The following is a 25265-nucleotide window of genomic DNA, read 5'->3' as shown; positions in this document are numbered from 1 at the left end:
GGCATGGGGAAAATGCTTGCTTTAATTTTTATTTGATTCATTTGGCAACTTGTTCAGCCCTGTCCGATGCGATACCCCGGGCTTTGTTATGATGGTGGTTTTGATCCACGCGAAACCCGTCATGTTCGAATTTCTTTTCAAGCGTTCTGCCAGCAAGCCATCCGCACCAGACCCTGTCGTGGCAGAACAGGCCGCCGCCTCGGCGCAGAGCGCATCGCGCCGCGCCGAACAGGTGGCGCGTGCCCATGCCGTGGCGGGCGACGAAGCCGCCGCCGTTGAATTCATCGTGTCCAGCGAATTTGCCGATGCCCGTCTGATCGCTGCCGAACACGTCCATGCCTTGCCCCTGCTGGAAAAAGTCCACCAAGCCATGCGCAACACGGACCGCCGCGTTGCCAAGCTGATGCAGGGCCGTATCGACTTGATCCGCCATCAGGCGGCCGAGACGCAGCGCGCCCAGGCCAGCATCGACACGGCGCAGCGCCTGTTGAGCGATGAAAAGCTGAGCCCGAACCAGGTGGCCGAGCTGGACCGCCAGTGGCAGGTCATCAAGGCCACGCCCGAGCTGGCCGCCGCCTTTGCCGCCGCGCGTGCCGCGCTGGCCGCCCGCCTGGAAGCGCAAGTGCTGCTGCAGCGCGCCGTGATCGACGCCGTGGCCGCCGCGCGCGCGCTGGCGAGCAATGGCCAGTCCGCCGAGCAGCTGGCGCAGGCGCTGGCAAGCCTGGACGCGCAGCATGCACGCCACGCGCAGTCGCCCGAACGCGCTTCCTTGCCCAAACATCTGGAAAGCGACTTTGCCCAGGCGCGCGAGCAGGCGCAGTCCGCCCTGCAGGCGCTGCAGCAGCACCAGGCCGTGTTCGATGCGCGCCAGGTCGCGCTGGCCGGGTGGCAGGCGCAGGACGCCGCCACGCTCGACGCCGAGACCTTGAAACGCGCCTGGCAAGCCTTGCCGCGCCTGCCCGAGTCGCCGCTGTCCGACAGCCTGCAGCAGCAATTTGCCGCCCTGCTGGCCAGCGCGCCGGCACCCGCGCACAGCGCCGTGGCCGCCGCCACGCCTGCGCAGGCCGAGCCAGCGTCGCGCAAGCCGCGCCAAGAGCATGCGCCCGTGTCCAAGGAAGCGACGGAACAGTTTGTCAAGACCCTCGACGCCATGGAAGCGGCGCTGCAGGATGGCTTGCTGCACGTGGCTTCCGAGCACGACAAGACCTTGCGCGATAGCAAGCATGGCCGCCTGACGCCGGCCCAGTCCGACCGCCTGGCCCATGTGCGCGCCGAATTCAAGCGCCTGGCCGACTGGGCGCGCTGGGGCGGCAACGTCTCGCGCGAAGAACTGGTCAAGGCGGGCGAGGAATTGCCGGCGCAGCAGCTGGCCATGGCCGAGCTGGCCAAGAAAGTGGGCAGCCTGCGCGAGCGCTGGAAGTCGCTCGATACCCTGTCCGGCCCGGCGCCCAAATCCCTGTGGGAGCGTTTCGACGCGGCCTGCAGCGTGGCGTACGCGCCGGCGGCCCAGCATTTCAAGCAACTGGCCGAAGAACGCCACGGCAATGCGGCCAAGGCACAGGAACTGATTACGGAAACGGCGACCCTGGCTGCCGAAGAAAGTACCGACTGGAAACACATCGCTTCCGCCTCGCAGCGCTTGCGCCAGGCCTGGACGCGCCTGGGCACCATCGACCGCAAGGAAAAGAAACGCCTGGACGCCGAGTTCGGCGCCGCGCTGGACGCGCTGTCGAAGCCGCTCGACACGCAGCGCCAGATCGAGACGGCGCGCCGCGAACAATTGATCGTCGAAGTGGGCTTGCTCAAGCCGTCCGAGCGCAACACGGTCGACATGCTGAAAGCCCTGCAGGATAAATGGCAGGAGCTGGCCAAGGCCCTGCCGCTGGAACGCCGCGCCGAACAGGCGCTGTGGCAGCGTTTCCGCGCCGCCTGCGACGATATCTTTGCCAAGCGCAAGGAAACGGCCCATGCGGCCGACCACGAGCGCCGCGAACACCTGCATGCGCGCGAAGCGCTGTGCGCGGCCCTGGAAACGGCGGTCGTGCCGGACGGCGACGACAGGGCCCGCACGGCCTTTATCAACCACTTGCTGCGCGACACGCGCGCCGCCTGGAACGCCACCGGTCCCGTGCCGCGCGCCAGCGAAGCGAAGATCGAACAGCGCTACCAGGCGGCCGTTGCCGGCGTGCAGGCGCAGGCCGACGCCATCGCCGAGCGTGCCGGCGCGGCGCAGGCGAACGCCTTGCGCGACAAGCTGCGCCTGGCGCAGGCGCTGGAGACCGTCATCGCCGATGGCGGCGACAGCGCCGACGCGCAAGCGTGGGGCGAGCGCTGGAGCGCCTTGCCGCCGCTCGACGCCCAGTACGAACGCAGCCTGCAGCAGCGCTTTGCCGCCGCCCAGGCCGCACTGGGCGAAGGCAGCGCCGCCTATGCGCAGCAATTGCAGGCCAACCAGGCCCGCTTGCTCGATGAAGTGCTGCGCCTGGAAATCGTCGCCGGCGTCGACAGCGGTGCCGAATTTGCCCGCGACCGCCTGAAGATGCAGGTGGAAGTGCTGCAATCGTCGCTGAAGTCGGGCCAGAAGCCGCTCACGCAAGTGTCGCAGCTGATGCAACTGTGCGCGATACCCGCCAGTACCGATGCGCGTACGGCCAGCCGCATCGAAACCCTGCTGCGCCGCATCGGAGGCCATGCCAAATGAGCACTTCCGTCCGCGTCCAGCAGGCCGATTTTGACCTGACTCAAGAAATCGCACAATTGCGTGCAGGCAACCCCAAGGTGGGCGCCGTCGTCGGCTTTGTCGGCACGGTGCGCGACATGAACGAGGGGCTGGACGTGGCGGCCATGGAGCTCGAGCATTATCCGGGCATGACGGAGAAATCCATCGAGGCCATCGTCGAGCAGGCGCGCGCGCGCTGGCCGCTGTCCGGTGCGCTGGTGATCCACCGCGTCGGCCCCTTGCTGCCGCAGGAGCAGATCGTGCTGGTGGCCGTGTCGTCCGCGCACCGGGGCGAGGCGTTCGCCGCATGCGAGTTCATCATCGACTACCTGAAGATGGAAGCGCCGTTCTGGAAGAAGGAAGACACGCCCGACGGAGCGCGCTGGGTCGATGCGCGCGACAGCGACGAGACGGCCCTAGACAAATGGGCGGCAAAAGCAAGCCCCATTTGAAGCGTGCGCGCGGCGCACGGTAGCATTTGCCCAAGTGCATCGGTTTTCTGCTTTGTGTATGCTTGAAAAGTACTGCCTCACCCCAATTTGGTTAACAACTAATTAACCGGGAGCGCTTTTCATGCGACAAGATAAACTGACTACCAAATTACAGGAAGCCCTGGCCGATGCGCAAAGCTTGGCCGTGGGCAATGACAATCCCTATATCGAACCAGTCCACCTGCTGACGGCCCTGTTGAACCAGGACGACGGCGGCGCGCGCTCGCTGCTGCAGCGGGCCGGCGTCAACGTGGGCGGCCTGTCCAAGGCCCTGGGCGCCTCCATCGAACGCCTGCCGAAAGTGTCGGGCACGGGCGGCGACGTGCAGGTCAGCCGCGAATTCGTGGCCTTGCTGAACCTGGCCGACAAGGAATCGCAGAAGGCGGGCGACCAGTTCGTTTCCAGCGAGATGGTCTTGCTGGCGATGACGGAAGACAAGTCCGACTGCGGCAAGCTGGCGCGCGAAAATGGCTTGAGCCGCAAGGCGCTGGAAGCGGCCATCGAGGCTGTGCGCGGCGGCAACAAGGTCGATTCGCAAGAGGCCGAAGGCCAGCGCGAAGCCTTGAAAAAATACACACTGGACCTGACGGAGCGGGCGCGCAAGGGCAAGCTCGACCCCGTGATCGGCCGCGACGATGAAATCCGCCGCACCATCCAGATCCTGCAGCGCCGCAGCAAGAACAACCCCGTGCTGATCGGCGAACCGGGCGTGGGCAAGACCGCTATCGTCGAAGGCCTGGCGCAGCGCATCGTCAACGGCGAAGTGCCCGAATCGCTGAAAGGCAAGCGCGTACTCTCGCTGGACATGGCCGCCTTGCTGGCCGGCGCGAAATTCCGCGGCGAATTCGAGGAGCGCCTGAAATCCGTGCTGAAGGAACTGGCCATGGATGAAGGGCAAACCATCGTCTTCATCGACGAGATGCACACCATGGTGGGCGCCGGCAAGGCCGAAGGCGCGATGGACGCCGGCAATATGCTGAAACCGGCGCTGGCGCGCGGCGAACTCCACTGCGTGGGCGCCACCACGCTCGACGAGTACCGCAAGTACATCGAGAAGGATGCCGCGCTGGAGCGCCGCTTCCAGAAAGTGCTGGTCGACGAGCCGACCGTGGAAGCGACCATCGCCATCCTGCGCGGCTTGCAGGACAAGTATGCGCTGCACCACAAGGTGGAAATCACGGACGCGGCCATCATTGCCGCGGCCGAACTGTCGCACCGCTACATCACGGACCGCTTCCTGCCCGACAAGGCGATCGACCTGATCGATGAAGCGGCGGCGAAGATCAAGATCGAGATCGATTCCAAGCCGGAAGTGATGGACAAGCTGGAACGCCGTTTGATCCAGCTGAAGATCGAGCGCGAAGCCGTGAAGAAGGAAAAAGACGAAGCGTCGTTGCGCCGCCTGGGCCTGATCGAGGAAGAAATCGTCAAGCTGCAGCGCGAATACAATGACTTCGAGGAAATCCTGAAGGCGGAAAAAGCCGTGGTGCAAGGCAGCACGCACATCAAGGAAGAGATCGAGAACGTCAAGCTGCAGATGGAGCAGGCGACGCGCGAGAGCAACTGGCAGAAAGTGTCGGAATTGCAATATGGCAAGCTGCCCCAGCTGGAAGCCCAGCTCAAGCAGGCCGACAGCGGCATGCCGAAGGTCGATCCCGATCATCCGAAGCTGCTGCGCACGGAAGTGGGCGCCGAGGAAATCGCCGAAGTGGTGTCGCGCGCGACGGGCATTCCCGTGTCGCGCATGATGCAGGGCGAACGCGACAAGCTGCTGCACATCGAAGAGAAACTGCACGAGCGCGTGGTGGGCCAGGATGAAGCGATCACGGCCGTGGCCGATGCCATCCGCCGTTCGCGCGCCGGCTTGAGCGACCCGAACCGTCCATATGGCTCGTTCATGTTCCTGGGACCGACGGGCGTCGGCAAGACCGAGTTGAGCAAGGCGCTGGCGACCTTCCTGTTCGATACGGAAGAATCGATGATACGCATCGACATGAGCGAGTTCATGGAGAAGCATTCCGTGGCCCGCCTGATCGGCGCGCCGCCCGGCTATGTCGGCTACGACGAGGGCGGCTACCTGACGGAAGCCGTGCGCCGCAAGCCGTACAGCGTGATCCTGCTCGACGAAGTCGAGAAGGCGCACCCGGACGTCTTCAACGTGCTGCTGCAAGTGCTCGACGATGGACGCATGACGGACGGCCAGGGCCGCACGGTGGACTTCAAGAATACCGTCATCATCATGACCTCGAACCTCGGTTCGCATAAAATCCAGGCCATGGAAAGCGATGACCCCGGTGTCGTGAAGCTGGCCGTGATGGCCGAGGTGCGCTCGCACTTCCGTCCCGAGTTCGTCAACCGTATCGACGAAATCGTCGTGTTCCACGGCCTCGACGAGAAAAACATCGGCGCGATCGCGAAGATCCAGCTGAAGATTCTCGAAGAACGCCTGGCGCGCATGGACATGGCGCTGAGCTTGACGGACGCCGCCTTGCAGCAAATCGCCGAAGCGGGCTACGACCCGGTGTATGGTGCGCGTCCGCTGAAGCGGGCGATCCAGCAGCAGATCGAAAATCCGCTGTCGAAGCTGATCCTGGAAGGCCGCTTTGGCCCGAAAGACGAGATCCGCATCGACGCCCAGAATGGCAACCTGGTGTTTACGGGCGCCACGGTGGGGCTGGACAAGGTGTAACGTTGTCCGGGGCCTGGCCCCGGCAGTGAAAGCAGGGCGGTATCGGGCTGGACCTGATGCCGCCCTTCTTGCTATCATCGGCACTATTTTCTGACTAATTCCGGAGGCGGTACGATGGCAAACACATGGCAAGCAGGGCGGCGCATTCGAGTGGGATTGACCTTGGCGGCAGCCGTGCTGGCATTGCCTGCCTACGCCCAGGAAGAGAAAGTACTGAATATCTACAACTGGTCGGACTATATCGGCGACGATACGATCAAGAATTTTGAGAAGGAAACGGGTATCAAGGTACGCTACGACGTTTTCGACAACAACGAAATCCTCAACGCGAAACTGGTGGCGGGCAAGTCCGGCTATGACATCGTCGTGCCGACGGCCCAGTGGGCGCGCCTGCAGATCGATGCGGGCCTGCTGCGTAAACTCGACAAGAGCAAGTTGACGAACCTCGGCAACCTCGATCCGGGCCTGCAGGCGAAGCTGTCGAAGATCGACCCGAACAACGATTACCTGGTCGACTGGCTGTGGGGCTACACGACCGTGGGCATCAACGTCAACAAGGTCAAGGCGGCGCTGGGCGGCATGCCCATGCCCGAGAACGCCTGGGACCTGGTCTTCGACCCGAAGTACGCGTCGAAGCTGAAGTCGTGCGGCGTCTCCTTCCTCGACTCGCCGTCGGAAGTGCTGCCGGCCGCGCTGCAATACCTGGGCAAGCCCGCGTATTCGAAAGCCAGCGCCGACTACCAGGAAGCGGGCAAGGTGCTGCAGGCGATCCGTCCCTACGTTACCCTGTTCAGCTCGTCAGGCTACATCAATGACATGGCCAACGGCTCCGTCTGCGTTGCGCTGGGCTGGTCGGGCGACATCAATATCGCGCGCCAGCGCGCCATCGACGCGAAAAACGGCAACGTGATCCAGGTGCTGGTGCCGAAGACGGCCGCGCTGATGTTCGACACCATGGCCATCCCCGCTGACGCGCCGCACCCGGGCAACGCGCACCTGTTCATCAACTACATCCTGCGTCCGCAAGTGCATGCCAGCCTGAGCAACAAGGTCTTCTACGCGAATCCGAATCCTGCCAGCATCAAGTATGTGCGCAAGGACATCGGCGAGAATAAGGCCATCTTCCTGTCGGACGCCGACAAGCAGCGCATGGCCGCGCCGGAAGCGACCACGGCCGATATCCGCCGCCTGATGACGCGCATCTATACGAAGTTCAAGACGGGAGTGTGAGGTAGAGGGGCGCCCTGCAAAACAGTAGCGGGCGCAAGGGCGTTGTGATCGGGAAGCGGAACTGTGCCTTGCACGGGGCCGCTGCGGCAGCGAGCATCGCCGCTTGCAAATCGCCACGCGCAGTACGTTTTGTCGGGAGATACAAGGATGGCGCGAGAGACGGACCTGTAGGCCGTCGCTGGCGCCATGCGATAGTGCCGAGGTGAACACTACTCGTGGTAGCGATCCATCAGCTTGTGGTTGCTGCCGCGCATTTCTTCGATCAGTTCAAAGGCGACAAAGCCGATGATGGCGGCGAAGATGGCGATGAAGAGAAAAACGAGGAAGGTTAACATGGTCTTTCAGCCGCCGTTGGACGGCTGTCCGCTGGGTTGCTCAAGGTGACAGGGCAGTGCTCCGACACGTAGTTGATGCAATTAAACTCTAGCAGATCGGCCGCGCTTTACAAGGCTGCCGTGTTGTAAATTCCACCAGTATTTGTTCCAGCGCATTATTTTTCATTTTTCCCTGTCTGACCACCAGGCCATGCGCCATCACGGCCTTCAGATACACACTGACGGGTTCGTCCGTTTCGTGTCGGGAAAACCTGTCCATCCTGCGCTGGCCTTGCGCATTGCCCCTATTTCACGACGAGATCATGTGCCATCACGGCCTTTAAATACACGCTGACGGGATCGCCTGGTTCGTGCCGGGAAAACCTGTCCATCCTGCGCTGGCCTTGCGCATTGTCCCTATTTCACGACGAGATCATGCGCCATCACGGCCTTCAGATAAACGCTGACGGGATCGCCAGGTTCGCGCTGGGAGAACCACCAGGCGCTGGCCTTGCGCATTTCCCATTCCTGTTCTTCGCCCGTCAGCAGCAGGGCGGCCGCCTGGCCCAGGGTGGGCTGGTGGCCGACGATGAGCACGGTTTCCTTGCCGCCGGGCCAGTTGGCCGCCTTCAGGATGTCTTCCGCTTCCGCGCCGGGCGCCAGTTCCGGCATCAGCTTGAACTTGCGTCCCAGCGCCTCGGCCGTCTGCAGGGTGCGCAGGGCCGGGCTGACGAGGATGCGGCAATTCTCGGGCAATTGCGAAGCGAGCCATTCGCCCATGCGGCGCGCCTGTTTCTGCCCCTTGACTGTCAGTGCGCGCTCCAGGTCCGGCACGCCCGGCTCGGCTTCTGCGTGCCGCCACAAGATGAGGTCCATGCTGTACTCCTCTGTGTTGAACGTCGTTATCGCTTATTCGCCGACCTCCGCGCCCGGCGTGCCCAGTGTCTGCATCAGGTATTGCTGGGCGCTGAACGGGCTTTGCTTGCCGCGCGGCTTGCGGCGCGCATAGTGGCCCGTCGGCTCCAGTTCCCATGCATTCGTATTATCCTTCAAATACGGATTCAGGCCTTCGGCGATCACGCGCCGCTTCAGCGCCCGGTCGAGTATCGGGAAGGCCACTTCCACGCGGCGGAACAGGTTGCGGCTCATCCAGTCCGCGCTGGCCAGGTAGACATCGTGCGCCAGGTCATTGCGGAAGTAATAAATGCGGCTATGCTCGAGGAAACGCCCGATCACGGAGCGCACCTTGATGTTTTCCGACAGCCCAAGCACGCCCGGCTTCAGGGTACAGGCGCCGCGCACGATCAGGTCGATCTTCACGCCATCGGTCGAGGCCGCATACAGGGCGCGGATCACGGATTCGTCGACGAGCGCGTTGACCTTGACGATGATGCGTCCGCGCCGGCCCGAGCGGGCGATCTTCGCCTCGTTGCGGATAGCCTTGATGATCTCGCTTTGCAGGCCGAACGGCGCCAGCCACAGGTGGTTCAGGTTGTGCGGCTTGGTCAGGCTGGTCAGGTGGATGAAGACTTCATTCACTTCCACGGCCAGGTCCTGGTTCGCCGTCAGCAAGCCGAAGTCCGTGTACAGCTTGGTGGTGGTGGGGTGGTAGTTGCCGGTGCCCAAATGCGCATAGAAGCGCAGCGCGCCTTCTTCGCGGCGGATGACGAGCGCCACCTTGGCGTGGGTTTTCAGGCCGACGACGCCGTACACGACTTGCGCGCCAGCCTGCTCGAGCTTGTCGGCCCAGTTGATATTGGCTTCCTCGTCGAAACGCGCCATCAGTTCCACGATGACGGTCACTTCCTTGCCCATCTTTGCCGCCGTAATCAGCGATTCCATCAAGTCCGAGTTCATGCCCGTGCGGTAGATCGTCTGCTTGATGGCGACGACGGATGGATCGTAGGCGGCGCTGCGGATGAAGTCGATGACCGTCTGGAACGACTGGTAGGGGTGGTGCAGCAGGATGTCGTGCTTGTTCAGCGCGGCAAAGATGTCGTTGCCGATGGCTTTGTGCGCGAGGCCGGGGAAGAACGGCGGGAAACGCAGCGCGGGCTGCTTGACGTGGTCGATCATCTCCGACAGGCGCACCAGGTTGACGGGGCCGTTGACGCGGTACAGGCGGCTTTGATCCAGGTTGAACTGGTCGAGCAGGAACTGTGACAATTCCGGTGGACAGTTGCGTGCCACTTCCAGGCGCACCGAGGTGCCGAACTGGCGGCCCACGAGTTCGCCTTTCAGGGCCTGGCGCAGGTTCTTGACTTCATCTTCGTCGACCCACAGGTCGCTGTCGCGCGTGACGCGGAACTGCGAATAGGCAATCACTTCGCGCCCGGCGAACAGGTCGGAAATGTGGGCATGGATGACGGACGACAATAAACAGAAGGACACGCCGTCGCCGGAAATCTCGTCCGGCAGCTTGATGACGCGCGGCAAGACACGGGGCGCCTTGACGATGGCGATGGCCGTGCCGCGGCCGAATGCATCCTTGCCGCTCAGCGACACGATGAAGTTGAGACTCTTGTTGACCACTTGCGGGAACGGGTGGGCCGGGTCGAGGCCGATCGGCGTCAGCAGGGGCCGCACTTCGCGGTCGAAGTATTGCTTTACCCACGCGCGCTGCGCCTCGTTGCGGTCGCTGTCGCGCAGCAAATGCACGCCCGCTTCGCGCAGGGCCGGCAAGACGTCGCTATTTAATATCTCGTACTGGCGTTCCACCAGCGCATGGCATTCCTTGCCGATGCGCTCCAGGTTGGCCGCCAGGGCAGGGTGGCCGGCCAGCGAACCGCCGATGCTGCCGGCCGCCAGCAGGCTGGCCACGCGCACCTCGAAGAACTCATCCATATTGCTGCTGACGATGCACAGGTAGCGCAGGCGCTCGAGCAGGGGAATGTTCGGGTCTTCCGCCTGGGCCATCACGCGCCGGTTGAAAGTCAGTTGCGACAGCTCGCGGTCAAGCAGGATGCCCGATTTGGTCACTTCCATGTGCAGTTCAGGTTTCATATTCTTTTGTCTTTGCAGATGATTAATTCTAGCGGTATTTTTGCTTGTATGACGCGCAATGAGTGTAATCATGAAATATGACGTAGCCGTGACATATTCTGTCATAAAGCATGGGGGCGGATGTCATTTTCGGCCGTCAAAACGGCGATTTCCCGGGCGTAGGCAAATATTTCAAGAAATCTGACGCATGTCATAAAGCTGTCATATTCGCTTGCTAGACTGCGCAGCATTCAACCGGGACTTTGAGCCCTAACAACCCTGAGGACTTGATATGCAAATGAAGCAAATGTTCAAATTTATCGTCGTGGGTGCTTCGGCAGCGATGGCATTTTCTTCCGCTTCCGTCATGGCGGCAGATATGACAGGTGCTGGTGCAACCTTCCCGTACCCGATCTACGCCAAATGGGCTGAGACCTACAAAGCCAACACCGGCAACGGCCTGAACTACCAGTCCGTCGGCTCCGGCGCCGGCATCAAGCAAATCAAGGCCAAGACTGTTGAATTCGGCGCATCCGACATGCCTTTGAAGGCGGAAGAGCTGGAAGAAGCGGGTCTGATGCAATTCCCGGCCATCATGGGCGGCGTGGTCACCATCGTCAACCTGGACGGCGTGACCCCAGGCCAGCTGAAAATGACGGGCAAAGTCGTTGGCGACATCTACCTGGGCAAGATCACCAAGTGGAGCGCTCCCGAGATCGCCGCACTGAACACGGGCGTCAAGCTGCCGGATACGGAAATCACCGTGGTGCACCGCGCTGACGGTTCGGGCACCTCGTTCCTGTTCACCGACTTCCTGTCGAAAACCAACCCGGAATTCAAATCGAAAATCGGTGCTGGCTCGGCTGTGAAGTGGGCCGTGGGCGTAGGCGGCAAGGGTAACGAAGGCGTCGCCGCCAACGTGCAGCGTATCAAGGGTTCGATCGGCTACGTCGAGTGGGCTTACGCCAAGAAAAACAAGATGTCGCACACCCAGCTGCAAAACAAGGACGGCAACTTCCTGCAACCGGACGACGAGAACTTCAAGGCCGCTGCCGCTTCCGCACCATGGACGCAAACCCCAGGCTTCGGCGTGGTGTTGACCGACCAGGCTGGCAAGAACAGCTGGCCGATCACGGGCGTGTCGTTCATCCTGATGCACAAAGTCCAGGCTGACGCAGCCAAGGCAAAAGAAGTGCTGAAATTCTTCGACTGGGCCTACAAAAATGGCGGTCCTGCTGCCGTTGAACTGGACTACGTGCCGATGCCGGCATCGGTCATCAAGCTGGTGCAGGAATCGTGGAAAGCCAACCTGAAAGACGCATCGGGCAAGTCGATCTACTGATCCGCTAGCTTGAGCATATAAGTACCGATCCTTGTCCCGCCAGCAGCACGGCGGGACAGGGAGTTAGCCAGGACCGCCCGCAAGCCCTTGCAGACGGTCCCGGCTAAAAGAATACAGAGAATAAAAGCAACGACACCTGGCAAAACCGTAGTGAGCGGAAGGGAGTTGCGGTCGAGAAGCGCCACTGTACGAAGGTACGGCGAGCATCGCAGGCCGAGACCGACGACGCGCAGCAGGTTTTGACAGGCGTATTAAAACAGCAAGACCGGCAGTACCACCCACATCTGGCACAATATGAGCGCACAATCTACCTCCTCCACGATCCCCATGCCAGGCGGCACCATGACCGATTCCATCAGTCACGCGCAAATGCTTTCCACCATGCGCAAGCAGCGTATCCAGGATTTTTTGTTCCACAAGGTGACGATGCTGTTCGCCCTGTCGGTGCTGATCGTCCTGGTGGGCATCATCATTTCGCTGATCATGGAATCGATTCCCGCCTTCCGCACCTTCGGCCTGCATTTCATCGTCTCGGCCGAGTGGGACCCCGTCAATGACCAGTACGGCGCCCTGATCCCCATCATCGGCACCCTGGTGACGTCGGTCATCGCCTTGCTGATCGCGTTCCCCGTCAGCTTCGGCATCGCCCTGTTCCTCACGGAAATCTGCCCGGCCTGGCTGCGCCGCCCGCTGGGCACGGCTGTCGAGCTGCTGGCCGGCGTGCCGTCGATCATCTACGGCATCTGGGGCCTGTTCGTGTTTGCGCCCCTGTTTGCCGACCACGTCCAGCCCATCCTGAAAGCCACCCTGGGCAACGTGCCCATCATCGGTCCCCTGTTCAGCGGCCCCATGATGGGCATCGGCCTGTTGACGGCTGGCCTGGTGCTGGCCATCATGATCATCCCCTTCATCGCCTCGGTGATGCGCGACGTGTTTGAAATCGTCCCTGCCGTGCTGAAGGAATCGGCCTACGGCCTGGGCTGCACGCGCTGGGAAGTGGTGCGCAAGATCGTGCTGCCTTACACCAAGACGGGCGTCGTCGGCGGCGTCATGCTGGGCCTGGGCCGCGCGCTGGGCGAAACCATGGCTGTGACCTTCGTCATCGGCAACGCCAACAAGCTGTCGTGGTCGCTGTTTGCCGCCGGTAACAGCATCACCTCCTTGCTGGCCAATGAATTCGGCGAAGCGCAGTCCGAGCTGCACGTGGCGTCGCTGTTCTCGCTGGCCCTGATCCTGTTTGTCATCACCTTTATCGTCTTATCCGCCGCCAAGCTGATGCTGGCTGGCATGTCCCGCAAGGAAGGCACGAAATGAGCCAGCTCAGCCAAGTTAGCACCCTCGACGTTCCGGCCAAGCCGGCCATGAACCCCGTCTACCGCAAGCGATTGCTGATGCACCGCATCGGCATCGCCTTGTCGGTGGCCGCCATGGCCCTGGGCCTGGCCGTGCTCGTGTGGATCCTGTTCACCCTGGTGGTGAAGGGCTTTGGCGCCCTGTCGGTCGACCTGTTCACGCAAACGACGCCGGCGCCGGGCAGCGAAGGCGGTGGCCTGATCAACGCCATCGTCGGCAGCGCCCTGATGGTGGGCCTGGCCACCGTGGTCAGCACGCCGATCGGCATCCTGGCCGGCATCTACCTGGCCGAATACGGCGAGGAAAACAAGCTGGCGCAAGTGACGCGCTTCGTGACGGACATCATGCTGTCGGCGCCATCGATCGTCATCGGCCTGTTCGTGTATGCGCTGTACGTGGCCCACGTCAAACATTTCTCGGGTTACGCCGGCGCCATCGCCCTGTCGCTGATCGCCGTGCCGGTGGTGGTGCGCACGACGGACAATATGCTGCGCCTGGTACCGAACAGCCTGCTAGAAGCCGCGTTTGCCCTGGGCGCGCCGCGCTGGAAGGTCGCCACCCTGGTGCGCTTGCGCGCCGTCAAGGCTGGCGTCATCACGGGCGTGCTGCTGGCCCTGGCCCGCATCGCCGGCGAAACGGCGCCGCTGCTGTTCACGGCCCTGAATAACCAGTTCCAAAGCTTCAACATGAATGCGCCGATGGCCAACTTGCCGTCTGTCATCGCTTCGTTTGCGATGAGCCCGTACGACAACTGGCGCTCGCTGGCCTGGGGTGGCGCACTGCTGATCACCTTCAGCGTGCTGGCCCTGAATATCCTGTCGCGCACCGTGTTCAGCCAAAAAGTCCCTAATTAAACAGATATCGAGCGAAGCGAACCCACATGAATACGCAAATGAATCCAGCCCAAGACCTGGCACCAAAGAAGAAAACCATCGAGATTTCGGGCCTGAACTTTTTTTACGGCAAAACGCAAAGCTTGCATAACGTCAATCTCGATATCCACGAGAAGAAGGTGACGGCCTTCATCGGCCCGTCCGGTTGCGGTAAATCAACCTTGCTGCGCACCTTGAACCGCATGTATGACCTGTATCCTGGCCAGCGCGCGGAAGGCTCGATCCTGTACCGCGGCCGCAACGTGCTTGACGCCGACCAGGACGTCAACATGCTGCGCGCCAAGGTCGGCATGGTGTTCCAGAAACCAACGCCGTTCCCCATGTCCGTGTACGACAATATCGCCTTTGGCGTGCGCCTGTATGAAGACCTGTCGAAAGGCGAGATGGACGAGCGCGTCGAGTGGGCCCTGAAGAAGGCCGCGCTGTGGGGCGAAGTCAAGGACAAGCTGTCGAAGAGCGGCCTGTCGCTGTCGGGCGGCCAGCAGCAGCGCCTGTGCATCGCGCGCGGCGTGGCGGTGAAGCCGGACGTGCTGTTGCTTGACGAGCCGACCTCGGCGCTGGACCCGATCTCGACCTCAAAGGTGGAAGAGCTGATCAGCGAACTGAAACAGGATTACACGATCGCCATCGTGACGCACAATATGCAGCAGGCGGCGCGCTGCTCCGACTACACGGCCTATATGTACCTGGGCGAACTGGTGGAATTCGGCGAAACGGACCAGATCTTCATGAATCCGGCTCGCAAGGAAACGCAGGATTACATCACGGGCCGCTTCGGCTGATCCACCCGCATAGCCATATATACAAGACAACTGAATACGGAGAGACGGCATGATAGGCGAACATTCATCCAAGCAATACGACAACGAACTCGAAGCGATCCGCTCGAAAGTGCTCCTGATGGGCGGCATCGTTGAAACCCAGTTCCTCGACGCGATGACGTGCTTTCGCATCGGCAATCCGGAACGCGCCGACCGCGTGATGCGCGAAGACGACGTCGTCAACCAGCTGGAAGTGTCGCTCGACGACGCCTGCAGCCACCTGATCGTGCGCCGCCAGCCGGCCGCCAACGACTTGCGCACCATCATGGCCACCATCAAGGTGATTACCGACCTCGAGCGCGTAGGCGACGAGGCGACAAAAATCGCCCGCGTGGCGAAGAATCTGCACAAGCGCGGCAACGCCGTCGTCAACCATTACGAGATGGTGCGCGGCATCGCCAACACGGCCACCGACATGCTGCACGACGCGCTGGACGCGTTCGCGCGCAACGATGGCAAGCAGGCATTACAATTAATTGCACAAGATGCCATCATCGACCATGAGTTTCGGTCTATCATGCGCAACTTGATCACCTTTATGATGGAAGACCCGCGCACGATTTCGGCGGCGCTCGACACCCTGTGGGTGGCCAAGGCCATCGAACGGATCGGCGACCATGCGAAAAACATCGCCGAATACGTGATTTACGTGGTTGAAGGCAAGGACATCCGCCACACCAAGGTGGCTGCTCCCGCCATTTCCGAGGAGCTCCCTGAGTAAGCTTTATGGCATCTGATAAAACCACGGTATTGATTGTTGAAGATGAGCCGGCCATCGTTGAACTGGTGACCTATTCGCTGCGCGAATCCGGCTGGAATTGCTGTTCTGTACAAAACGTCGCCGATGCCTGGGAATTCATCCAGCACCGCACGCCGCACCTGATCCTGCTGGACTGGATGCTGCCGGATCAAACGGGCTTGCGCCTGCTGTCGCGCATCCGCGCCGACCGCAATTTTGCCGCCATCCCCGTCATCATGCTCACCGCCAAGAGCATGGAAGAAGACAAGCTGGCCGGCCTGAACAGCGGGGCCGACGATTACGTCACCAAGCCGTTCTCGCCGCGCGAGCTGCTGGCGCGCGCCAAGGCGCTGTTGCGACGCAAGAGCCCGGAACACGCGCAGGCGCCCATGCGCGCCGGCAACGTGGCGCTGGATCCCGTCAGCTGCACCGTGATGATGGATGAACAGAAGATCGATATCGGCCATGCCGAATACAAGCTGCTGAAATTCCTGCTGGCCCATCCGGAGCGCGTGTTTTCGCGCAGCCAGCTGCTCGACAAGGTGTGGGGCGACCATGTGGTGATCGAGGAACGCACGGTCGATGTCCACGTATTGCGCTTGCGCAAAGCCTTGAAAGAGGCGGAAAGCCTGATCAAGACCGTGCGCAGCGTCGGCTACATGTTGTCTGAAAAATAAAGCTAGCCTCTATGAATCCGAAATTGCTGTTCTGGGTACCGGCCGCCTTACGCATGGTGCTGGCGCTGCTGGGCGTGGCCGTCGTCTGGTATCTGTTTGGCGCCACGTATGCGCTGGGCATCGCCTTCGTGCTGATGGCCATGATGGTGTTCGTGCAGCTGTCCTACCTGTTCCAGCTGAGTAACTGGCTGGACAATCCGCAAAGCGCCAAGCTGCCCGATGGCTGGGGCGCCTGGACCAGCATCTTCGCGCGCCTGTACCGCATGCGCCGCGACGATGAGAAAAACCAGGCCGAGCTGACGGAATGGCTGGCGCGTTTCCGCCAGGCCATGCACCTGCTGCCCGATGGCGTCGTCATCATGGACGACGTGCTGTTCCTCGAATGGTGCAACCCTGCCGCCGAGAAGCACCTGGGCCTCACGCACGAGCGCGACAAGGGCATGCGCGTGACGAATCTGATCCGCAGTCCCGAGTTCATGGATTACATCATCCTGGGCCGCTACGACCAGCCGCTGACGATCACCTTCCGCAACCGCAAGCTGATCGTGCAGATCATTCCATTTGAAAACCGCCGCCAGATCCTCGTCACGCACGACGTGACGGAGACGGAACGCATCGAAATGATGCGCCGCGACTTCATCGCCAATGCCTCGCACGAATTGCGCACGCCGCTGACCGTCATCGTCGGCTTCCTGGAAATCGCCTCCGCCGAGCTGGACCTGGACGCCACCACGCGCGCCGCCCACCTCAAGCTGATGACGGAGCAGGGCCACCGCATGCAGCATCTGATCGAGGACATGCTGACCCTGTCGCGCCTGGAATCGGTCGACTATCCGCTGCGCCCCGAGCCCGTCGATGTCAAAAAGCTCATGCAGCAGGTCTTGCGCGATGCCAAGGGCTTATCGGCCGGCAAGCACGAAATCACGATGGAATGCAAGGGCCCTGACGTGCTGGGCAGTTACGACGAGCTGTACAGCGCGTTCGGCAACCTGGCCTCGAACGCCGTGCGCTATACGCCGGCCGGCGGCACCATCACCCTGCGCTGGCAGGATGGCGCGGCGGGACCGCAATTCATCGCGCAGGATACGGGCATCGGCATCAGCCCCGAGCATATCTCGCGCCTGACCGAGCGTTTCTACCGCGTCGACAAGAGCCGGTCGCGCGAAACCCAGGGCACGGGCCTGGGCCTGGCCATCGTCAAGCACGTGCTGCTGCGCCACGGGGGCACCCTGGCCATCCAGTCCGTGGCCGACAAGGGCAGCAGTTTCATCGTCAGCATGCCGAAGTCCGTCGTCACGCCGCTGCAGGGCGAATTGCTGGTCAAGTAGCTGGCGGGAGCAGGGGGCTTGCGCCCCTGCGTTTCCCCTGCGAGTCGTGCGATGTTGGCAAAAGTCGTTACAATCGGGCCATGACTTTAATCAACGCTTCTTTTCGCCACGCCGGCGCGCAGCAACTGGCCCAGTCGCTGCTGGCCGCGCGCCAAGCCACCCTGTTCCTGTTCGACTGTTATGTTTCCGCCGGACTGGACGTGGTGGAGCGCATGCCCCGCCATCTACAGCTCAATCCGCCATTGTGGCAACTCGCGCATATCGCCTGGTTCGCCGAGTGGTTCATCCTGCGCGAAGCGGCTTCCAGCCATCCGGCGGACGCCGTCTACAATTCCCTGCTGACGCGCGGTGACGATTTGTTCGACGCCAATATGGTCGAGCAGCGCACGCGTTGGAAGCTGGACTTGCCCAGCCCCGGCGCCGTGAAGACGTATTGCCACGAAGTGCTCGACCGGGTACTCGATAAACTGTCGCGCGAAGCCAATGTCGACGGCGCCCTGTACCCGTACCGCCTGGCGCTGGCCCATGAAGACTTGTGCGGCGAGCAATTGCTGGCCGGCTTGCAATGGCTGGGCCTGGCAGCGCCCGGGACCCTGGCGGCCAGTCCCGCCTTGCCGGCGGGCCTGGGCGAGATCGCCTTTCCAGGTGGTAGCATCGAACTGGGTTCGCGCCGCGACGCCGGCTTCGCCTTCGACAATGAATGCCCGCCATACGCGTGCTATGTAGCGCCCTTCGCCATCGACGCCGTGCCCGTGTCGAACGCCCAGTTCGCCGATTTTGTCTCCGATGGCGGCTACCAGAACCGCCAGTTCTGGAGCGCGGCCGGCAGCGCCTGGCTGATGCAGCAGGAGCGCTCGTCGCCGCTGTACTGGCTGCGCGACGCCACGCAGTGGCGCACGCTGCGCTTTGGCCAGCCGGTGACCCTGGCGCCGAACGAAGCCGTGCGCCACATCAATCTGTACGAGGCGCAAGCGTATTGCGCCTGGGCCGGGCGGCGCCTGGCGACCGAGGCGGAATGGGAGTATGCTGCGCTGTCCGGCCATCCGCGCTTCCAGTGGGGACAGGTGTGGGAGTGGACGGCGACGCCGTTCGAGCCGTATCCGGGCTTTGCGCCCGATGCCTGGCGCGAATATTCGGCGCCGTATTTCATGCGCCACCAGGTGCTGCGCGGCGCCTCGTTCGCCACGCCGCCGCGCCTGCAGTCGGCGCGCATGCGCGCCTTCCATGCGCCCGAGCGCGGCGACATCTTTGCCGGCTTGCGCACCTGCGCCTGGTAGCGCGCCGAGAACAGACATTATTTCAGGATACCCTTGAGTACAGATAACGCCCCGCAGTTCCTTCCCAAACGCATCACGCCTACGCCGGAACAGGTCGCCATCCAGACGGCGCAAAAGAAAGTGGTCTTGATCGACGCCAATGCCGGCGCCGCCAAGACGACGACCCTGGCCCTGCGCCTGGCCGAAGCGCTGCACCGTGGCCGCGCGCCCGAGCGCATGCTGGCCCTGGTCTTCACGGAAGCGGCGCGCGTGGCCCTGCGCCAGCGCCTGCTGGAAGTGGGCGTGCCGCTCGGCGTCGTCAAGCGCCTCGTCATTGACACCTTCGATGCATTTGCCGCCAAGGTGCTGCTGCAGCTGGAACACGTGCAGGTGGCGTTCATGCGCAGCGATGAAGAGCTGCGCCCGGTGGCGTGGGAAGCGCTGGAGGTGGTGTCGGAGAAATACGCTCACCGCTACCCGCTGGAAATCAATACGACGAATGGCGCCATCGCCGAATTCCTCAAATTGCAGCTGCGCACCAAGGCGCGCCTGGATTTCCAGAATCCCGACTTCGAGAGCAATTCCCTGGACGACAACCTGGAGCTGCTGGGCATGTCGCGCACGCATTATCTGTGGTTGCGTGAATACGAAGGCTTGCGCGGCGCCGACACGGGCGATATCCAGTTCCGCGCGCCGTTCGACGCCACCTACGACCTGGTGCGCATGCTCGATGGCGACGAGCCGCTGCGCCAGCAGTTGCCGGCCTTCCAGATCATCGTCGCCGATGAATTGCACGACTTGAACGAGGCGTCGTTCCGCCTGCTGACCATGCTGATACGCCGCGGCAACGCGTTTTTCTGCGGCGCCGGCGACAAGGACCAGGTCATTTATACGTGGTCGGGCGCCGATCACCGCTTCCTGCGCCAGCGCTTCGAGCAGGAATTCCCCGCCTTGCAGCGCTTGCCGCTGACGGCGTCCTACCGCTACGGCACGCAACTGGCGCACGCCGTGGGCGTGCTGAAAAACAAGGCCAGCGTGTCGGCGCTGTCGCGCGCTACCCACATCGAGGTGCTGCAGTACGACCATGCGCTGCCGCAGGCGTGCAGCGCGCAGCTGATCGCGGCCCTCGAGCACGCCCATGCGGGTACGACGGCCATTTTGCTGCGCGACCGCGACCAGGCCATCCGCGTGGAAACGGCGCTGTTCCAGAGCGGCATCGCCTATGGACTGGTGGACATGAACAGCTATTTGCTGAGCCAGGAAGTGCTGATGCTGCGCGGCATGGTGGCCATCGCCCGCAAGGACTTGCACGCGATCAAGAGCGGCCCGCGCCGCGGCGAGATCCTCGAAGCCCTGGTGGCGTTCGCGGAAATCCCGTTTACGCGCGGCGAGCTGCAGCAAGCCAAGGCCGACGTGGCCAATTATCCGGACTTGCTGGAAGGATTCCTGACCAACCAGCTGGGCAAGTCGCAGAACCAGGACAAGGCAGCGCTGACCCTGGCTGCCGTCGATTACCTGCGCGCCTTGCCTCCCGATGCGCTGGCCGGCGACGCGCTGCAGCACATCTTCGGCCTGATGCAGCTGGAACAGACGGCGCGGCGCATCTATGTCGACCCGGCCCAGGCGCGCGTCGTGGCCCGTTCGCTGCACGGCTTCATCGCCGTCTGCAGCGAAGCGGGTGTGGCGCTGGGCGGCTTTGCCGGCTGGCTGGGCGAGATGGAGGACGCCGTCGCCGTGACCAGCGGCAAGGCCAAACTGGTGATCGCCTGCATCGACCAGATCAAGGGCCTCGAGTACAACCACGTGATCCTGCCTTATTTGGCCGTCGATGAGTTCCCGCGCAGCAAGACTGATCCGCTGGAAGAAGAAAACCGCTTCTACGTGGCCGCCACGCGCGCGCGCGACAGGCTCACCTTGCTGACGCCGGAAGACCCCGCCTACCGGAGCCGCTACATCGCCGCCCTGCAGCTCAAACAGAAGATTGTTGCGCCCAAGTCATAAATCCTTTGCCGCGCGAACGCTTTTTGCGAAAGAAGAAAGCGGGCATACTGGGTTGGTGTGATTGAAAGCAATCTAACCAGACAGGGAGTAAATATGCAGGTATTTTTGACAGGCGCGGCAGGTTTCATCGGCAGTTCCATCGCGGCGGGCCTCGTGCGCGCCGGCCACCAGGTCACGGGCCTCGTGCGCAAGCCGGAGCAGGTGGCCGAGCTGGCCACCATCGGCGTGCAGGGCGTCGTCGGCACCCTGAATGATCGCGAACTGATCATCGAGCAGGCGCGCGCGGCCGACGCCGTCGTCAACGCGGCCAGCAGCGACCACCGGGGCGCCGTGGAAGCCATCATCGAAGCGCTGGCGGGCACCAACAAGCCCTTCCTGCACACCAGCGGCTCGTCCATCGTGGGCGACGCCTCGGGCGGCGAGGGCACGCAGCAGATTTATTACGAAGACAAGCTGCCGGAACCCACGGCCGACAAGGCGGCCAGGGTCGCCATCGACGAGCTGGTGCTGGCCAGCGCGCAGCAGGGCGTGCGCGCCAGCGTGCTGTGCAATACCCTGATCTATGGCCACGGCGCCTTGCCGCGCGACAGCGTGCAGCTGCCGCGTCTGCTGAAGCAGGCGCGCAAGAGCGGCATCGTGCGCCACGTGGGGCCGGGCCGCAACATCTGGTCGAACGTGCATATCGACGATGTCGTCAGCCTGTACCTGCTGGCGCTGGAAAAGTCGCCGGCCGGCACCTTTTACTTTGTCGAGTCGGGCGAAGCGGCGTTCCGCGACATGACGGCCGCCATCGCCGGTGCCCTGCAACTGGGCCCCGCACAAGACTGGCCCTTGCCGGACGCCATCGCCGAGTGGGGCTATGAAATGGCCTCGTACGGCCTCGGTTCGAACAGCCGCGTGCGTGGCGAACGGGCGCGCAAGCTGCTGGGCTGGCAGCCGCGGGGATCATCGGTGATCGACTGGATCGAGCGCGATATGCTCCATCCGCCGCATTGAATGGGGGCAGGGTTTGATACAGCGCAGTAAAGCCACTTCTGTGTGCGCTAGCGAACGGTGTTTTTTCGCGATCGGGAGTATGATGACTTTGCTTGGTTGAGACGCACTGCCGTGAAGTTGGCGGCATGTTCGATCTTCCAGCAGGTCAGCCGGTCGCCTCAAGGATCGGCACCAGATTTTGCCTCCGCATGCGCGTCCCGCCATGGGATCGCGCAAGGGCTCCCCAAGTCGTGTACTGCTGCATTAACCCCTTATGGGCCGGCGTTTGCCGGCCCTTTTTTTCGCCATCCGCCGTTCCCGCCGCCATTCACCGTGCCATTTCCGCCATTCGCCGACGCGGGCTATCGTTGCGCATCGATCGCGCGTATCTTTACGATCAACCAACATCAAGGGGGTATCGTGAAATCCGAACAAGCGTATTGCCGCCGCACCCAGCTCCTGTGGGGGGTGTTGCTCATTGCCATAGGCGCCGTCATCCTGCTGGACCGGCTCGATATGATCATCCTCCACGATTATTATTCTCTATGGCATTATTGGCCGCTGATACTGGTCGTCTTCGGCATCAACAAGCTGCTGGCGCCCGTCTCGGCCAGGCAGATACTGAGCGGCCTGTGGCTGATCTTCTTCGCCGCCTGGTGGTATGTGTCGTACGAGGAACTGTGGAACTTGAACTTCTACAATAGCTGGCCGGCCCTGCTGATCGCCTGGGGCGTGGGGCTGGTGCTCGAACCGCTGTTGAACCAACATTTTATTGCCTACCGGGAGTCCGAGCATGAAAAATAAACCGCAGCTGCACTCGCCGTCGCAGATCGTGCTGGGCGTGATCGTCATCGGGCTGGGGTTGCTGTTCCTGCTCGATAACCTCGGCTTCATCAACGTGCGCTACACCTTCCGTTTCTGGCCCACCATCCTCGTCATTTTCGGCTTGCTGAAGATTTCGCAAAGCCATAGCCGCTCCGGCTACATCGTCGGCGGCGTGATGGTCTTGCTGGGCGTGAGCTGGACCCTGAAAGCCATGGGCCTGTTCTACATCAACTGGAGCATGCTGTGGCCGCTGGTGATCATCGCCGTCGGCATGGCCGTCGTGTCGAAGTCCTTGCCCGGCGCACAGCAGCGCCAGCGCCGCCGCCATCTGCCCGCCGACGATGCCGATCACTTCGGCCAGCCGCGCAAGGGCGCCGTCTCGCTCGACAAGGAACCGGCAGCGCCCGGCGCCAGCGGCCAGGTGGATGAAGACAGCATCATCGAAGTGACGGCCATCCTGGGCGGTTATGTGCGGCGCGTGTCGTCGCAGCGCTTCAAGGGCGGCGATATCAACGTCATCATGGCCGGCTGCGAAATCGACCTGCGCCAGGCGTCGATCGAAGGCGAGGCCGTGCTCAATGTGTTTGCCATGTGCGGCGGCATCACCATCAAGATCCCGCCCGACTGGAGCGTCGTGCTGCAGGGCACGCCCATCCTCGGCGGTTTTGAAGAGAAAACCATCGTGCCGCCGAACCAGGACAAGCGCCTGTACGTGACGGGCTACGCCATCATGGGCGGCCTGGAAATCCGCAACTAGGCGCGCATGTCGGGGCCCTTGTCGAAGCGGCGCGGCGCCGTGGTGGTGTTTCTGGTCTGCATCGCCCTGGGCCTGGCCCTGGCCTCCATCCTGGCCAGGGTGGCCCATGCGCCCTGGCTCAACGCCGTCCTGCTGGTGGCGCCCGCCACGCTCGTGTATGCGATCGGCACGGGCTTTTCCGCGTTTTACCTGTGCCGCGCCTATCCGCTGAACAAGCGCCAACCGGCCGCGATTGCCGGTGTGCTGGCCGTGGCGGCCCTGTTCGCCGGCCTGCTGTGGGCGACCCTGCTGCAATTTCTCAACAGCGTCAGCCTGCTGCTCGAGGTGAGCTGGCTGGGCGTGCACCTGGCGCAATCGCTGCTGGCCCTGTTCTTCGGCCTGGGTGTGCTGCTGTACTGCCTGGCCGCCGCCGTGCATTACCTGCTGCTGGAATTCGTGCGCGCCAAGACGGCCGAACAGCGGGGCCTGGAAGCGCAGCTGGTGGCGCAGGAGGCGCAATTGCGCATGCTGCGCACGCAGATCGATCCGCATTTCCTGTTCAACAGCTTGAATTCCATCAGCGCCTTGACTTCGATCGATGCGGCGGGTGCGCGCCAGATGACCTTGCAGCTGGCCAGCTTCTTTCGCCAGAGCCTGAGCATGGAAGCGCACAAGAAAATTACCGTGGAACAGGAACTCGTGCTGATCCGCCATTTTCTCGACATCGAGCAAGTGCGCTTCGGCGAACGCCTGCAAGTGGCGCTTGCCGTGGACGATGCCGCGCTGGCGTGCCTGCTGCCGCCCATGCTGATCCAGCCGCTGGTGGAAAACGCCGTCAAGCACGGCATCTGCGGCTTGACGGACGGCGGCCGCATCACGCTGGCCGTGCGCCGTGCCGGCAGCCTGCTGCAGATCGAGGTACGCAATCCTGTTGACGTGGATCAAGGACCAGCCGGCGGCAATGGCGTGGGCCTGGAAAATGTGCGCCAGCGCCTGGCCGGCGCGTATGGCCACGAAGCCGGCGTGCACTGGGCGCGGCGCGGCGACGCTTTCGAAGTGACGATTTCCATGCCGGCGCAGACCGGCGACACGGAGGAGCAATGATGCAGGCAAGAATGCGGGTCGCCATCGTCGACGATGAAGCGCTGGCGCGCGGCGTGCTGCGCGAATACCTGGCGCGCCATGACGATATCGAGATCGTGGCCGAATGCGCGAACGGCTTCGACGCCGTCAAGGCCATCGCGGAACTGGCGCCGGAACTGGTGTTCCTCGACATCCAGATGCCGCGCCTGGACGGCTTCGAAGTGGCCGAGCTGATCGGCGCGAAGACGCGGCTGATCTTTGTCACGGCCTATGACCAGTACGCCTTGAAGGCCTTCGAATGCCATGCGCTCGATTATTTATTGAAGCCGTACAGCGAGCAGCGCTTCGAGCAGGCGCTGGCGCATGCGCGCGCGCAGCGCCGCGCGCCGGCCCAGCTGCAAGCCGCCGTGCACGCGGCGGCACGCGAGGCGGCCACGCGCGCCGCGCCCCTGGCCCGCGTGCTGATACGCGACGGCGCCAAGGTCCACGTGATCGCCAGCGCCCGCATCGACTACATCGAGGCGCAGGACGACTACATCCGCATTCGCGCGGAAGGCAAGTCCTACCTGAAAAGCCAGACCCTGGCCGAACTCGAGGCGCAGCTGGACCCGGCCAAGTTCGTGCGCGTGCACCGGTCGTACCTGCTCAATATCGACGGCATCTGCCGCATCGAGGCGGCGACGAAAGACAGCCACGTGGCCATCCTGCGCGACGACACGCGCATTCCCGTCAGCAAGGCGGGCTACCAGAAGCTCAAGGTACTGGTTGGCTAAGCAGGTCGTGGGCAATTATTGTGACGTTATGAAGAACA

Annotated in this window: 21 protein-coding genes; 18 read left to right on the top strand and 3 right to left on the bottom strand. The window is 62.8% G+C overall.

The features are described 5' to 3' along the window. Nucleotides 1-121: 121 nt before the first annotated feature. The 4 genes from YQ44_RS17135 (at nt 122) to YQ44_RS17120 (ending at nt 7129) form a co-directional block, all read left to right on the top strand. Nucleotides 122-2701 (top strand): DUF349 domain-containing protein, encoded by a 2580-nt coding sequence (locus tag YQ44_RS17135; RefSeq protein ID WP_071326575.1) that lies wholly within the window; start codon nt 122-124, stop codon nt 2699-2701. Then, the gene (gene moaE, locus YQ44_RS17130; protein WP_071324419.1) at nt 2698-3171 is read left to right on the top strand and encodes a molybdopterin synthase catalytic subunit MoaE; all 474 of its coding nucleotides are present in this window, start codon (nt 2698-2700) and stop codon (nt 3169-3171) included. Before YQ44_RS17135 ends, moaE begins: the two co-directional genes overlap by 4 nt. 121 nt (nt 3172-3292) lie before the next feature. Next, nucleotides 3293-5899, top strand: a complete 2607-nt coding sequence (gene clpB, locus YQ44_RS17125; RefSeq protein WP_071324418.1) for an ATP-dependent chaperone ClpB — start codon at nt 3293-3295, stop codon at nt 5897-5899. 114 nt (nt 5900-6013) lie between these two features. Beyond that, complete coding sequence (locus tag YQ44_RS17120) at nt 6014-7129, top strand: polyamine ABC transporter substrate-binding protein (protein ID WP_071324417.1); 1116 nt, start codon at nt 6014-6016, stop codon at nt 7127-7129. 209 nt (nt 7130-7338) lie between these two features. On the opposite strand, the gene YQ44_RS29680 is transcribed toward YQ44_RS17120, so the two are convergent. The 3 genes from YQ44_RS29680 to ppk1 all read right to left on the bottom strand — a co-directional run bounded on the left by YQ44_RS29680 (nt 7339) and on the right by ppk1 (nt 10446). Beyond that, nucleotides 7339-7464 carry a hypothetical protein gene (locus YQ44_RS29680; protein ID WP_257786856.1) on the bottom strand — a complete coding sequence of 42 codons (126 nt, stop codon included), beginning with the start codon at nt 7462-7464 and terminating at the stop codon, nt 7339-7341. 396 nt (nt 7465-7860) lie between these two features. After that, nucleotides 7861-8319: a phosphohistidine phosphatase SixA gene (gene sixA / locus YQ44_RS17115; RefSeq protein WP_070304180.1), complete on the bottom strand. Its 459-nt coding sequence runs from the start codon at nt 8317-8319 to the stop codon at nt 7861-7863. A gap of 33 nt (nt 8320-8352) precedes the next feature. Next, a complete protein-coding gene (gene ppk1 / locus YQ44_RS17110; RefSeq protein WP_071324416.1) occupies nt 8353-10446 on the bottom strand; it encodes a polyphosphate kinase 1 in 2094 nt (697 codons plus the stop codon). Nucleotides 10447-10717: 271 nt separating this feature from the next. Here ppk1 and pstS point away from each other — a divergent pair, with 271 nt between their 5' ends. From pstS to YQ44_RS17040, 14 genes are all read left to right on the top strand, one after another. Further along, nucleotides 10718-11767 carry a phosphate ABC transporter substrate-binding protein PstS gene (gene pstS, locus YQ44_RS17105; protein WP_071324415.1) on the top strand — a complete coding sequence of 350 codons (1050 nt, stop codon included), beginning with the start codon at nt 10718-10720 and terminating at the stop codon, nt 11765-11767. Nucleotides 11768-12109: 342 nt separating this feature from the next. Continuing rightward, the gene (gene pstC / locus YQ44_RS17100) at nt 12110-13081 is read left to right on the top strand and encodes a phosphate ABC transporter permease subunit PstC (protein ID WP_083412161.1); all 972 of its coding nucleotides are present in this window, start codon (nt 12110-12112) and stop codon (nt 13079-13081) included. Next, nucleotides 13078-13974 (top strand): phosphate ABC transporter permease PstA, encoded by an 897-nt coding sequence (gene pstA / locus YQ44_RS17095; protein WP_071324413.1) that lies wholly within the window; start codon nt 13078-13080, stop codon nt 13972-13974. The genes pstC and pstA overlap by 4 nt, the downstream gene beginning before the upstream one ends. A 38-nt stretch (nt 13975-14012) precedes the next feature. Further along, nucleotides 14013-14795: a phosphate ABC transporter ATP-binding protein PstB gene (pstB, locus tag YQ44_RS17090; RefSeq protein WP_010396817.1), complete on the top strand. Its 783-nt coding sequence runs from the start codon at nt 14013-14015 to the stop codon at nt 14793-14795. 49 nt (nt 14796-14844) lie between these two features. Beyond that, a complete protein-coding gene (gene phoU / locus YQ44_RS17085; RefSeq protein ID WP_070218051.1) occupies nt 14845-15555 on the top strand; it encodes a phosphate signaling complex protein PhoU in 711 nt (236 codons plus the stop codon). Between the two features lie 5 nt (nt 15556-15560). After that, nucleotides 15561-16250, top strand: a complete 690-nt coding sequence (locus YQ44_RS17080) for a response regulator (RefSeq protein ID WP_034755074.1) — start codon at nt 15561-15563, stop codon at nt 16248-16250. Between the two features lie 11 nt (nt 16251-16261). Next, nucleotides 16262-17578, top strand: coding sequence for a phosphate regulon sensor histidine kinase PhoR (phoR, locus tag YQ44_RS17075; RefSeq protein WP_071324412.1), 1317 nt, complete (start codon nt 16262-16264; stop codon nt 17576-17578). 80 nt (nt 17579-17658) lie between these two features. Next, entirely contained in the window at nt 17659-18855 is a 1197-nt protein-coding gene (senA, locus tag YQ44_RS17070) for a selenoneine synthase SenA (protein WP_232250926.1), read from the top strand. Nucleotides 18856-18888: 33 nt separating this feature from the next. Then, nucleotides 18889-20835, top strand: coding sequence for a UvrD-helicase domain-containing protein (locus tag YQ44_RS17065; protein ID WP_071324411.1), 1947 nt, complete (start codon nt 18889-18891; stop codon nt 20833-20835). Nucleotides 20836-20928: 93 nt separating this feature from the next. Next, nucleotides 20929-21831 (top strand): NAD-dependent epimerase/dehydratase family protein, encoded by a 903-nt coding sequence (locus YQ44_RS17060; protein WP_071324410.1) that lies wholly within the window; start codon nt 20929-20931, stop codon nt 21829-21831. A 399-nt stretch (nt 21832-22230) separates the two neighbouring features. After that, nucleotides 22231-22614 (top strand): LiaF transmembrane domain-containing protein, encoded by a 384-nt coding sequence (locus YQ44_RS17055; RefSeq protein WP_071326573.1) that lies wholly within the window; start codon nt 22231-22233, stop codon nt 22612-22614. Next, nucleotides 22604-23392 (top strand): LiaI-LiaF-like domain-containing protein, encoded by a 789-nt coding sequence (locus YQ44_RS17050; protein WP_071324409.1) that lies wholly within the window; start codon nt 22604-22606, stop codon nt 23390-23392. The genes YQ44_RS17055 and YQ44_RS17050 overlap by 11 nt, the downstream gene beginning before the upstream one ends. A 6-nt stretch (nt 23393-23398) precedes the next feature. Further along, the gene (locus tag YQ44_RS17045; RefSeq protein WP_071324408.1) at nt 23399-24475 is read left to right on the top strand and encodes a sensor histidine kinase; all 1077 of its coding nucleotides are present in this window, start codon (nt 23399-23401) and stop codon (nt 24473-24475) included. A gap of 11 nt (nt 24476-24486) precedes the next feature. Next, nucleotides 24487-25227 carry a LytR/AlgR family response regulator transcription factor gene (locus YQ44_RS17040; protein WP_071324407.1) on the top strand — a complete coding sequence of 247 codons (741 nt, stop codon included), beginning with the start codon at nt 24487-24489 and terminating at the stop codon, nt 25225-25227. Nucleotides 25228-25265: the final 38 nt, after the last annotated feature.

Origin of the sequence: Janthinobacterium sp. 1_2014MBL_MicDiv, from assembly GCF_001865675.1 — a bacterium.
Classification (GTDB): Bacteria; Pseudomonadota; Gammaproteobacteria; order Burkholderiales; family Burkholderiaceae_D; genus Janthinobacterium.
The sequence above is the reverse complement of the archived record's forward strand: the minus strand, read 5'-3'. Positions and strand labels throughout refer to the sequence as shown.

Coding starts and splice junctions, on each gene's coding strand:
- YQ44_RS17135 (WP_071326575.1), top strand. CDS start 122: ATGTTCGAATTTCTTTTCAAGCGTTCTGCCAGCAAGCCATCCGCACCA.
- moaE (WP_071324419.1), top strand. CDS start 2,698: ATGAGCACTTCCGTCCGCGTCCAGCAGGCCGATTTTGACCTGACTCAA.
- clpB (WP_071324418.1), top strand. CDS start 3,293: ATGCGACAAGATAAACTGACTACCAAATTACAGGAAGCCCTGGCCGAT.
- YQ44_RS17120 (WP_071324417.1), top strand. CDS start 6,014: ATGGCAAACACATGGCAAGCAGGGCGGCGCATTCGAGTGGGATTGACC.
- YQ44_RS29680 (WP_257786856.1), bottom strand. CDS start 7,464: ATGTTAACCTTCCTCGTTTTTCTCTTCATCGCCATCTTCGCCGCCATC.
- sixA (WP_070304180.1), bottom strand. CDS start 8,319: ATGGACCTCATCTTGTGGCGGCACGCAGAAGCCGAGCCGGGCGTGCCG.
- ppk1 (WP_071324416.1), bottom strand. CDS start 10,446: ATGAAACCTGAACTGCACATGGAAGTGACCAAATCGGGCATCCTGCTT.
- pstS (WP_071324415.1), top strand. CDS start 10,718: ATGCAAATGAAGCAAATGTTCAAATTTATCGTCGTGGGTGCTTCGGCA.
- pstC (WP_083412161.1), top strand. CDS start 12,110: ATGACCGATTCCATCAGTCACGCGCAAATGCTTTCCACCATGCGCAAG.
- pstA (WP_071324413.1), top strand. CDS start 13,078: ATGAGCCAGCTCAGCCAAGTTAGCACCCTCGACGTTCCGGCCAAGCCG.
- pstB (WP_010396817.1), top strand. CDS start 14,013: ATGAATCCAGCCCAAGACCTGGCACCAAAGAAGAAAACCATCGAGATT.
- phoU (WP_070218051.1), top strand. CDS start 14,845: ATGATAGGCGAACATTCATCCAAGCAATACGACAACGAACTCGAAGCG.
- YQ44_RS17080 (WP_034755074.1), top strand. CDS start 15,561: ATGGCATCTGATAAAACCACGGTATTGATTGTTGAAGATGAGCCGGCC.
- phoR (WP_071324412.1), top strand. CDS start 16,262: ATGAATCCGAAATTGCTGTTCTGGGTACCGGCCGCCTTACGCATGGTG.
- senA (WP_232250926.1), top strand. CDS start 17,659: ATGACTTTAATCAACGCTTCTTTTCGCCACGCCGGCGCGCAGCAACTG.
- YQ44_RS17060 (WP_071324410.1), top strand. CDS start 20,929: ATGCAGGTATTTTTGACAGGCGCGGCAGGTTTCATCGGCAGTTCCATC.
- YQ44_RS17050 (WP_071324409.1), top strand. CDS start 22,604: ATGAAAAATAAACCGCAGCTGCACTCGCCGTCGCAGATCGTGCTGGGC.
- YQ44_RS17045 (WP_071324408.1), top strand. CDS start 23,399: ATGTCGGGGCCCTTGTCGAAGCGGCGCGGCGCCGTGGTGGTGTTTCTG.
- YQ44_RS17040 (WP_071324407.1), top strand. CDS start 24,487: ATGCGGGTCGCCATCGTCGACGATGAAGCGCTGGCGCGCGGCGTGCTG.